This is a genomic window from Aldersonia kunmingensis (genome assembly GCF_001646865.1).
In the GTDB taxonomy this organism is placed as follows: domain Bacteria; phylum Actinomycetota; class Actinomycetes; order Mycobacteriales; family Mycobacteriaceae; genus Aldersonia; species Aldersonia kunmingensis.
The window spans coordinates 43,832-53,556 of sequence record NZ_LRRB01000079.1 but is presented as its reverse complement, the minus strand read 5'-3'; the positions used below and the strand labels follow the sequence as shown (position 1 = coordinate 53,556).

Sequence of the window (9,725 nt, the reverse complement as noted above, 5' to 3'; positions counted from 1 at the left end):
AACCCCACCCGGACGCAAACCACACACCCAAGCTTCAGTACGAGGACCGGCCCACCACTCTACACGAGCTTCAGGACCAGAATCAGCGCTTCGTCCAACCTCGTTGCTCACCCCTCTAGGAGGGGGAGTTGGTGTCCGTGTCGCTCTGACTCGAAGAAAATTACAGGGCCTACCGGCGAAGATCCAAATCGGCTGGTCACAGGCCTTGTGTCCCGGGATCACCGCTGGTCAGAGCTGGTGACACCGAGACCGCCTCGCCGCGAATCACACGAATGTGATTCACGGCACGATCAAGATCAGCTCGAAACGCGCCGCACTCCCGCGAAGTTCCGCTTGCCGCGCCGGACCACGAGCCACTGTCCGTGCAGGTAGTCGGCGGTTTCCGGCACCCAGTCCTCGCTCGAGATACGGACGTTGTTCACCGACGCGCCGCCCTCCTTGACTGCCCGGCGAGCGGCTCCGCGGCTTTCACAGAGGCCGGTGGCCACCAGGAGGTCCACGATCGAGGACGGATCGGACGGGGACAGTTCGGCAACCGAGGCCTCCTGAAGCGCCGCGGCAAGCGTTCCTTCATCCAGCTCGGACAGCTCGGCCTTGCCGAAGAGCGCCTGGCTCGCGAGCTCGACAGCGCGGGTGTTGTGCTCGCCGTGCACCAGCGTGGTCATCTCCGCCGCAAGTCGGCGCTGGGCGGCACGCGCCTGCGGTCGGTCCTGAGTCTCCGCTTCGAGGGCGGCGAGTTCGTCGGCCGACAGGAACGTGAACCAGCGCAGGTAGCGGATCACGTCCGCGTCGGCCGTGTTCACGAAGTACTGGTACCAGGCGTACGGGCTGGTCAGCTGCGGGTCGAGCCAGAGGCTGCCACCGCCGGTGGACTTGCCGAACTTCTTGCCGTCCGCGGACGTCACCAGCGGCACCGTCAGCGCGTGCACGTGCTCACCGTCCAGGCGACGGTTGAGGTCGACACCGGCGATGATGTTGCCCCACTGATCCGATCCGCCGACCTGCAACGTGCAGCCGTACTGCCGGCGTAGATGCACAAAGTCGTTGGCCTGCAACAACATGTAGCTGAACTCGGTGTAGGAGATGCCCTCCCCCTCGAGCCGTCGACGCACGGTGTCACGTGCCAGCATCACGTTCACGGAGAAGTGCTTGCCGATATCGCGCAGGAAGTCGATCGCGCTCATCGGGCCGGTCCAGTCGAGGTTGTTCGCGATGATCGCGCCGTTCGCCGAGTCGTCGAGGTCGACGAACCGCTCGAGCTGCGACCGAATGTTCGTCGCCCACTCGGCAACCGTGTCTGTGGAGTTCATGACCCGCTCACCAACATCACGCGGATCACCGATCAGGCCGGTGGCACCGCCCGCGAGCACGATCGGTCGGTGGCCGGCCTGCTGGAACCGCCGCAGCGTCAACAGCGGGACCAGATGCCCGGCGTGCAGGCTGGCCGCGGTCGGATCGAAACCGGCATACAGCGTCAGCGGACCGGCCTTCGCCGCGGCACGCAGCGCGTCGAGGTCGGTCGACTGCTGAATCAGCCCGCGCCAGGCCAGCTCGTCGACGATGTCGGTGGTGTTGTTGTCGGTCACGTAGTCGATTTTCCCGCACTGCCGACAGCGGGCGCACGAGGGCTACGCCGATAGGCGGAAACCGCGCCGGAGTGCGGCAGCCACAGCCGCCACGGGCGATCGGCAGCAACGCTGATCCCGACCCGCGGGCCGCTCACCCACTCCGCCTCGGAGCCGAGTTCGAGTCGGACTCGGGAGTTAGGGTCGAACAGCGCATTGCCGTTGTCCGACAAGCGGATTCCGAGTGCATTGCCGAGGTTTCCCGGCCCGCGTGCAAGCCGGTCGTCATTGCGGCAGGCGGGCCGACGGCCGCGCACGGTCTCGATTCCGTCGATCACTTCACCGGCCCTCAGCAGCACCGCGCCCGCCGATCCCTCGGCGCCAACGGTGACGTTGGCACACAGGTGCATGCCGTAGCTGAGGTACACGTACAGCCGGCCCGGCGGACCGAACATCACAGTGTTGCGTGCGGTCGGTCCGGGATAGGAATGCGCGGCGGGGTCCGGCCACGGTCCGGCTGGATCGGAGCCGTAGGCCTCGACTTCGACGATCCGCAGTGCCACGTCCTCGATGCGGACGATCGCACCGAGCAGGCGCTGCGCAGCGGCCAATGGATCGACGCGCAGTTCCTGCTCGGCCGACACGTTCAGGACTTGTCGGCCCCGGATCCGCCGCCGGATCGGCCACGAGCCACGTAGTCGGCGTGCTGCTCGTCGGTGACCTCGATCGCCTCGTCGGCGAGGAGCGCCGGGATTCCCGACTCAATCGGGTACGCACGGCGCAGGCGCGGGTTGTACAGCAGCGCGTTTTCGCCCCCGCCCTCGACAAGCGCCGGCTCAACGAGCAACAGCGGGCCCTTGTCCTGCGGGCAGGCCAGAATTTCCAACAACGCATCATCCAGCACGGTGCCCACTCCAGCGTGTCCCTTCGATCAGTTGTCTACGGTGCCCATCGGCCGAGCAGCACCTTACGTCAACCGACGATCTTGCCCGTCAACAGCTCTTTCGCGGCAGTGTCGGTGAGTTCGCGGTACGACCCGTCAGTCGGGTCGTAGTACCAGCACTGTGGGCCGGGCTCAGGAAGGCCGAGCGCCTTGAGTGCTGCGGCGGACGGACGGAACGATGAGCCGACGTAGATGTCATCCACGATGTGGACCAGTCCGGGGCGTTGCGCCGGGATGAGTCCGCGCAAAGCCTCGGTGACCAGTTCGGCGTCCACCGCCGCACCCTTGCGCACCGTAATTGCCGCGATCGCGAGTTCGCGATCGTCCGGCCCGACGCCGTAGGCCACGGCCAAGTCGACCTGCGGCAACTCGTTGAGCACATCGACGATCGGCTGGGTGTAGACCGGCCCACGCGGGGACTTGATCACGGTTTCGCGGGCATCCACGAGCCAGTAATCGCCATCCGAGTCGCGCCAGAAGAGGTTCTCCGTCGGTACCCATGCGTCGCCGGCCTTGAAAACACCCGCCATCCCTCCCGGCGGCAGCGGCGCGTCGTTGGATGCCTTGCCCAGCAGTAGTCCGACCTCGTCGTCCTCGCACCGGCGCATGAACCCATTGGCGTCCTGGATGAGCTTGCCCGTGATCGGGTCGTAGGCCGCCAACTCGACCGCGGCCGTACCGGGGACGGGCCGGCCCTTGCAGCCGATCTTCGTGCCGCCGACATTCGCAAGCACGACATCACCCTCGGTCGACGCGTAGAACTCGAGCACGCGCGCGGGCGCGAATCGTTCGGTTGTGCGCTCCCACAGCCCAACCGGCATGCCGGAGCCGATGAACAGACGCACAGGATGGCCACGTTCGAGGCGGGACGATTCGGAATCGATGATGTCGCGCATCATCGTCCAGGTGTAGGTCACCACAGTGACGCCGTAGCGATGTACCTCTTCGACGAACAATGCCGGATCGATATCGAGGCTGCGCGACAACGCGATTCGCGCGCCACCTGCGATTGCGCCGCCGATGCTGACGAGCAGTCCCGACGAATGATGCAGGGGTGCAAGGCAATACACGGTGTCGGTGCTGTCCAGGTTCGCCGAGCTTGCCGTGCCGAACGCCGACAATGCCCAGCGGTAGTTGGTGACATACTTCGCCGCCATGTGCGCCCCGGAGCCGCTCACCAGAACGAACGCGAGGTCGCGCGCCAGTCCCGGGTTCGGCCGGTACCAGCCGGGTACGTACACCTTGCCCGGATCGATCTGCTCCAGATCGATCACTCGATCCGAGGTCGGAATGCTCAGCCCACGCTCGTTGCCACCGCCGAGCACCAGCACATTCTCCGCGACGGACGCCGCCAGCTCCAGATTCTCCGGATCGGTGATGATCATGCTGATTCCGGTGAGCTGCGTGGCCGCGGCAAGATCGCTGCCTGGTGGGAGCAGCACTGCCACCGCACCGAGTCGCGACAGCGCAGCGGTCGCGGCTAGGCCACTCGGACGGGTCTCCATCAGCACACCGACGTGCTGTGCCGGGCGCACTCCACAATCGATCAAGCCGCGAACGACGTTGTCGATGCGGTCGGCGACCGCCTGGTTGCTGTGCGCACGATCCTCGAAGAGGAAGCACACACCGGACGGCGCGCGCTTGGCCTGCTCGGCGAGCATGCTCGCGAACGAGATTCGGGTTCGCGGCTGGATCTGGCCGAGCCGGAACAACCGCGGCAACGCCCGGCTCGCTTCACCGGTGAGATCCGCGGTGCCGCGCAACACGCCGCCCGCGAGCCCGGCGATTCCCTTGCCTACATCTGCACCGACCGAGACGGCAGCGGCGGCTGTCTTCGCGACCCGGAGACCGGCGGTGATCGTCGAATCGCGTTCCTCGCGAGTATTCCGGTAGGCCATTTCGTGGATCTGCTCGGGCAACTCGCCCATGCCCTCACGCCAGCGCACCCACTCGGCGACCGACGGCCAGGTCTGCGTTGCCGCCGTGCTGCCCACAACGAGGCCGAAATGCCCTGCGTTCAAAAGAGATTCGTACACCTCGGCACGAGCCGCGGCTTCCCGAATGCCACGCACCGCACGCGGCTGGCCGATGTCATCGACCTCGCCCACGAATGCGAGGATCGGGCAGGTGATGTCGGCGAGGCTGACGAGTTGGTCGTTGATCGTGAAGCCGCCCGACATCATCCGGTTGTGCACGACGAACTGCTTGAGCAATTCGACGATGGCCGGTCCGGCCCAGGGCAACCAGCCTTCACGTTCGAGGAAGCGTCGCTGAGCCTCCCTGTGCAGCAACGCTTCTCGGTCATGCAGCTGCCGCATGAAGTCGAACCGCGCCTTCACCGTCTTCACCGGGTCCATCAGCTGGAAACCGGTGCGCGCCATCCAGTCCGTGATCGCGAGACGACTGAACACGTGGTCGGCCATAAAGTCGGCGCCGCGGGTGGCGACGCCCCGCGGCACGCCGAACGGCAGGTTGGCAATGATGTCGACCGGGCTGCCGAAGGTGATCACGCTCGCGAGGTTCTTCGTATGCCGGCTGGCCGCGGCCTGGTACGCGAACATGCCGCCCTGCGAGTATCCACCGAGGTGCACGTTGCGACCGGTGATCTTGTGGACGCAGTCGACTGCGTCGTTGATCGCCACCACATGGTCGGCCAGCGTGCGGTCCCAGCCACCCTCATCGCTCGCGGGCGACCCGAAGTCCACGACCCACAGTTCGACGCCCTGGTCGTACAGCACCCCGGCGGCGCCCTTGTCGCGGGTGACGTCGTATACGTCTGCCGCCAGCATCATGGGCGGAACCATCACGACCGGAGGCCGGGTGCCGGGCGCTGCATCCGGGAAGTAGCGGCGCAGCCGGTACATGGGGCGGTGTTCGACAAGTTCGTACGGCGAAGAATTCAGCCCGGTATCGAGCCCGCCGAAGCGCAAGACCTCGAGCCCGTTCTGTGCGGTCGCAACGATGCGATGCAAAGGCGCCGCCAGCGATGCCGTCGTCAGTTCCACCGAATCTCCCCACCGTTGTGCGTTGTCCGGCACCTCCCGGCGTCAGAGCCGGGCTGCGTGTGACAAAGCTACCGCGCGCGAGATCAGACGACCCAGGTTCGCAGCCGAGTTGCGGCGGACCTCACTTCACCGAGCTGAGCGGCGACTTGCACACCCGCGGTGCCGCCGCGGGCATTGCGTGACGCGATCGAGCCGGAAACCGTGAGCACGTCCCGCACCTCACCGGTCAGAGCCGGATCGATGGCAGCGAACTCCTCGTCGGTGAGCTCGTCGAGCCCGACGCCGCGTTCCTCGGCCTTGCGCACACATCCACCGGCGGCCTCATGGGCCACTCGGAACGGCACGCCCGCACGAACCAGCCACTCGGCGATATCGGTGGCCAGCGTGAAGCCCGCGGGCGCCAGCTCGGCCATCCGATCGGTGTGGAAGGTCAGCGTGGACACGAGCCCCGCGATCGCCGGCAGCAGCAGCTCGAGCTGCGCCACCGAGTCGAACACCGGCTCTTTGTCTTCCTGCAGGTCGCGGTTGTAGGCCAACGGCTGCGCCTTCAGCGTGGCAAGCAGGCCGGTGAGGTTGCCGATCAACCGGCCGGCCTTGCCGCGGGTGAGCTCGGAGACGTCGGGGTTCTTCTTCTGCGGCATGATCGACGATCCGGTGGACCAGGCGTCGGCCAGCGTGACGTAACCGAATTCCGGCGTGCTCCAGATGATGACCTCTTCGGCCATCCGGCTCAGGTCGACCGCCACCATCGCCAGAACAAACGCCGCCTCGGCGGCGAAGTCACGTGACGAGGTCGCATCGATCGAGTTAGCCGCCGAGGCGTCGAACCCCAGTTCGGCGGCGATCGCCTCGGGGTCGAGCCCGAGCGACGAGCCCGCCAAGGCTCCCGAGCCGTACGGCGACACCGCGGCGCGCTTGTCGAAGTCCTGCAGGCGTTCAACGTCGCGCAGCAGCGGGTGAGCGTGTGCGAGCAGGTGATGAGCGAGCAGCACCGGCTGTGCGGCCTGCAGGTGTGTCTTGCCCGGCATGACCGCGTCAGGATGAGCAGCAGCCTGGGTCGCGATCGCGTCGACAACATCGAGCACACCCGCCGCGATCCGGCGCACCGAATCGCGCAGCCACATCCGGAACAGCGTGGCGACCTGGTCATTGCGCGACCGACCGGCGCGCAGTCGACCGCCGAGTTCGGCGCCGACCCGCTCGATCAGTCCGCGTTCCAGCGCGCCGTGCACATCCTCGTCCGACTCCGCCGGCGCGAACGCGCCGGACTCGACATCGGCCGCGAGCCTGTCCAGGCCGTCGAGCATCCCCGCGAGGGCGGCGTCATCGAGCAGCCCGGCCTTGTGCAGCACGCGGGCGTGCGCTTTCGAGGCACGGATGTCGTAGGGCGCAAGCGCCCAGTCGAAATGCGTCGACTTGCTCAGTGCGGCCATCGCCGCGGCCGGGCCCGACGCGAACCGTCCGCCCCAAAGGGCGCCAGTGACGGTCGCGCCGGGCTGCTGCCCGCTCGAACTCACAAGCCCAGATCCCGCTTCGCGGCGATCTTCGACGACAGGCCGTGCAGCTGCACGAAGCCCTTCGCGAGCGACTGGTCGAAGCTGTCGCCCTCGTCGTAGGTCGCGAGGTTGAAGTCGTACAGCGACTCGCTGGAGCGACGTCCGTTCACCACGGCACTACCGCCGTGCATCATCATCCGGATGTCACCGGTGACCCGCTCCTGCGTCTCCGCGAGGAAGGCGTCCAGCGCGTACTTCAGCGGCGAGAACCACAGGCCGTCGTAGACCAGCTCGCCCCACCGCTGCTCGACCTGACGCTTGAACCGCGCCAGCTCGCGCTCGATGGTGACGTTCTCGAGCTCCTGGTGCGCGGTGATCAGCGCGATCGCGCCCGGCGCCTCGTAGACCTCGCGGCTCTTGATGCCGACCAGGCGGTCTTCCACCATGTCGAGTCGGCCAACGCCGTGGCGTCCGGCGCGGGCGTTCAGCTCCTGGATCGCCTCGAGCACCGAGACCTTGCGGCCGTCGATCGCGACCGGCTTGCCCTTGTCGAACGAGATGACGACCTCGTCGGGCGCCTGCCAGTTGATCGTGGGATCGGCGGTGTAGTCGTACACATCCTTGGTCGGTGCGTTCCACAGGTCCTCGAGGAACCCGGTTTCCACCGCGCGGCCCCACACGTTCTGGTCGATCGAGAACGGCGACTTCTTGCTGACGTTGATCGGCAGCTTCTCTTCTTCGGCGAATGCAATCGCCTTCTCGCGGGTCCACGCGTAGTCGCGGACCGGAGCGAGCACGGTCAGGTTCGGTGCGAGCGCACCGATGCCGACCTCGAAGCGGACCTGGTCGTTGCCCTTGCCGGTGCAGCCGTGGGCAACGGTGGTCGCGCCGTGGTGCTTCGCGGCCTCGGCGAGGTGCTTGACGATCAGCGGCCGGCTGATGGCCGAGACCAGCGGGTAACGGTCCATGTAGAGGGCGTTCGCCTGAATGGTCGGCAGGCAGTACTCCTCGGCGAACTCGTCGCGGGCGTCGATCACGATCGACTCCACGGCACCGCAGTCGAGCGCGCGCTGTCGGACGACGTTCATATCCTCGCCACCCTGGCCGAGGTCGATCGCGACGGCGACGACCTCCGCGCCCGTCTCCTTACCGATCCAGCTGATCGCCACGGAGGTGTCCAATCCGCCCGAGTAGGCGAGGACGACACGTTCGGTCATTGTTGTTCCAGCTCCTTCTTCGATGTCCGAGGGTGCTCAGACGAGTTTTTCGATCTTGGCGGCGAGCTGCGCGCCGCTGACGGGTTCGCGCGCGATCACCAAAATGGTGTCATCCCCGGCAATCGTGCCGACAACGTCGGGTAGCGAAGCGCGGTCCAGGGCACTGGCCAGGTAGTTCGCGGCCCCCGGCGGGGTTCGCAGAACGGCGAGATTGCCGCTCGCGTCGGTCGACACGAGCAGCTCGCCGAGCAGCCGCGAGAGCCTGTCGGTGCCACCCGACACGCCTCGGACCGGGCTACCGTCCTCGGGCACCACATACACGCCCATGCCACCGTCCGGGGCGCGCAGTTTCACCGCTCCGAGCTCGTCGAGATCACGCGAGAGCGTCGCCTGCGTGGTCTCGATGCCGTGCTCGGACAGCAGCCGCGCCAGATCGGTTTGGCTGCGGACAGAATTGGTGGACAGGATCTCGACGATCCTGGCCTGCCTACCCGCGCGGGTAGCCGCCGGCGGCGACGCCACAGCGAGGTTGGGCTCGTTAGAGGAGCCTGCGGCGGTGCTCACGCCGCGCCTCCGGCCTTCTCCAACAGCCAGACCAGCAGCGCCTTCTGCGCGTGCAGACGGTTTTCGGCCTCGTCCCAGACCACGCTCTGCGGTCCGTCGAGCACCTCGTCGGTGATCTCCTCGCCGCGGTGGGCCGGAAGGCAGTGCAGCACAATGGCCTTCGAGTCCGCGCGTGTCAGCAGCTTGGTGTTGAGCTGGAAGGGACGGAACGGCCGGACACGATCGAGTCCGTCGTTCTCCTGCCCCATCGAGGTCCAGCAATCGGTGACGACCACGTCCGCACCGTCGACACCCTTTTCGGCGCTGTCGGTCAGGGTGATCGTCGCCCCGACCTCGGCGGCACGCCGCTGCGCGTCGGCCAGGATGCCGGGATGCGGCGTAAACCCTTCGGGTGCAGCGATAGTCACATCGATTCCAGCCGTGACACCACCGAGCATGAGCGAGTGCGCCATGTTGTTGGCGCCGTCGCCGAGGTAGGTCAGCCGCAGCCCGCGCAGGTTGCCCTTCTGCTCGCGAATCGTTTGCAGGTCGGCCAGCACCTGGCACGGGTGAAACTCATCGGAGAGCGCGTTGATCACCGGGACCGTCGCGGCCTCGGCCATCTGGTCGAGCCGACGCTGGCCGAACGTGCGCCACACGACGGCGTCGACGTACCGCGAGAGCACCCGTCCGGTATCGGCGAGCGTCTCCTCACGACCGAGCTGCGTCGTGCGACCGTCCACAACAACGGCATGCCCGCCGAGTTGCACGATGCCCATCTCGAAGGAGAACCGGGTGCGCGTCGAGTTCTTCTCGAAGATGACGCCCACGCCCCGAGGTCCCTCCAGCGGCCGCCGCGAGAAGGGCGCAGCCTTCAGTTCGGCGGCGATGGCGAGGACCTGGGCCTGCTCGGTTGGCGACAGGTCGTCGTCACGCAGAAAATGCCGCAGAGTCAT

Annotated in this window: 8 protein-coding genes; all 8 read right to left on the bottom strand. The window is 66.9% G+C overall.

Features of this window, described 5'->3' with window-relative positions; all coding sequences use genetic code 11:
• Window positions 1-296: 296 nt before the first annotated feature.
• The 8 genes from tyrS to argF all read right to left on the bottom strand — a co-directional run bounded on the left by tyrS (window position 297) and on the right by argF (window position 9,725).
• A complete protein-coding gene (tyrS, locus tag A8G08_RS05825; protein ID WP_068271387.1) occupies window positions 297-1,586 on the bottom strand; it encodes a tyrosine--tRNA ligase in 1,290 nt (429 codons plus the stop codon).
• Window positions 1,583-2,215, bottom strand: a complete 633-nt coding sequence (locus A8G08_RS05820; protein ID WP_068271384.1) for a DNA-3-methyladenine glycosylase — start codon at window positions 2,213-2,215, stop codon at window positions 1,583-1,585. The genes tyrS and A8G08_RS05820 overlap by 4 nt, the downstream gene beginning before the upstream one ends.
• Window positions 2,212-2,469: a Trm112 family protein gene (locus A8G08_RS05815; protein ID WP_068271407.1), complete on the bottom strand. Its 258-nt coding sequence runs from the start codon at window positions 2,467-2,469 to the stop codon at window positions 2,212-2,214. Before A8G08_RS05815 ends, A8G08_RS05820 begins: the two co-directional genes overlap by 4 nt.
• Before the next feature lie 68 nt (window positions 2,470-2,537).
• Window positions 2,538-5,513 (bottom strand): AMP-binding protein, encoded by a 2,976-nt coding sequence (locus A8G08_RS05810; RefSeq protein ID WP_068271405.1) that lies wholly within the window; start codon window positions 5,511-5,513, stop codon window positions 2,538-2,540.
• 83 nt (window positions 5,514-5,596) lie between these two features.
• Entirely contained in the window at window positions 5,597-7,030 is a 1,434-nt protein-coding gene (gene argH, locus A8G08_RS05805; protein ID WP_068271381.1) for an argininosuccinate lyase, read from the bottom strand.
• The gene (locus tag A8G08_RS05800; protein ID WP_068271377.1) at window positions 7,027-8,226 is read right to left on the bottom strand and encodes an argininosuccinate synthase; all 1,200 of its coding nucleotides are present in this window, start codon (window positions 8,224-8,226) and stop codon (window positions 7,027-7,029) included. Before A8G08_RS05800 ends, argH begins: the two co-directional genes overlap by 4 nt.
• A gap of 36 nt (window positions 8,227-8,262) precedes the next feature.
• A complete protein-coding gene (locus tag A8G08_RS05795) occupies window positions 8,263-8,748 on the bottom strand; it encodes an arginine repressor (RefSeq protein WP_084435974.1) in 486 nt (161 codons plus the stop codon).
• A 38-nt stretch (window positions 8,749-8,786) separates the two neighbouring features.
• Window positions 8,787-9,725, bottom strand: coding sequence for an ornithine carbamoyltransferase (argF, locus tag A8G08_RS05790; protein ID WP_068271372.1), 939 nt, complete (start codon window positions 9,723-9,725; stop codon window positions 8,787-8,789).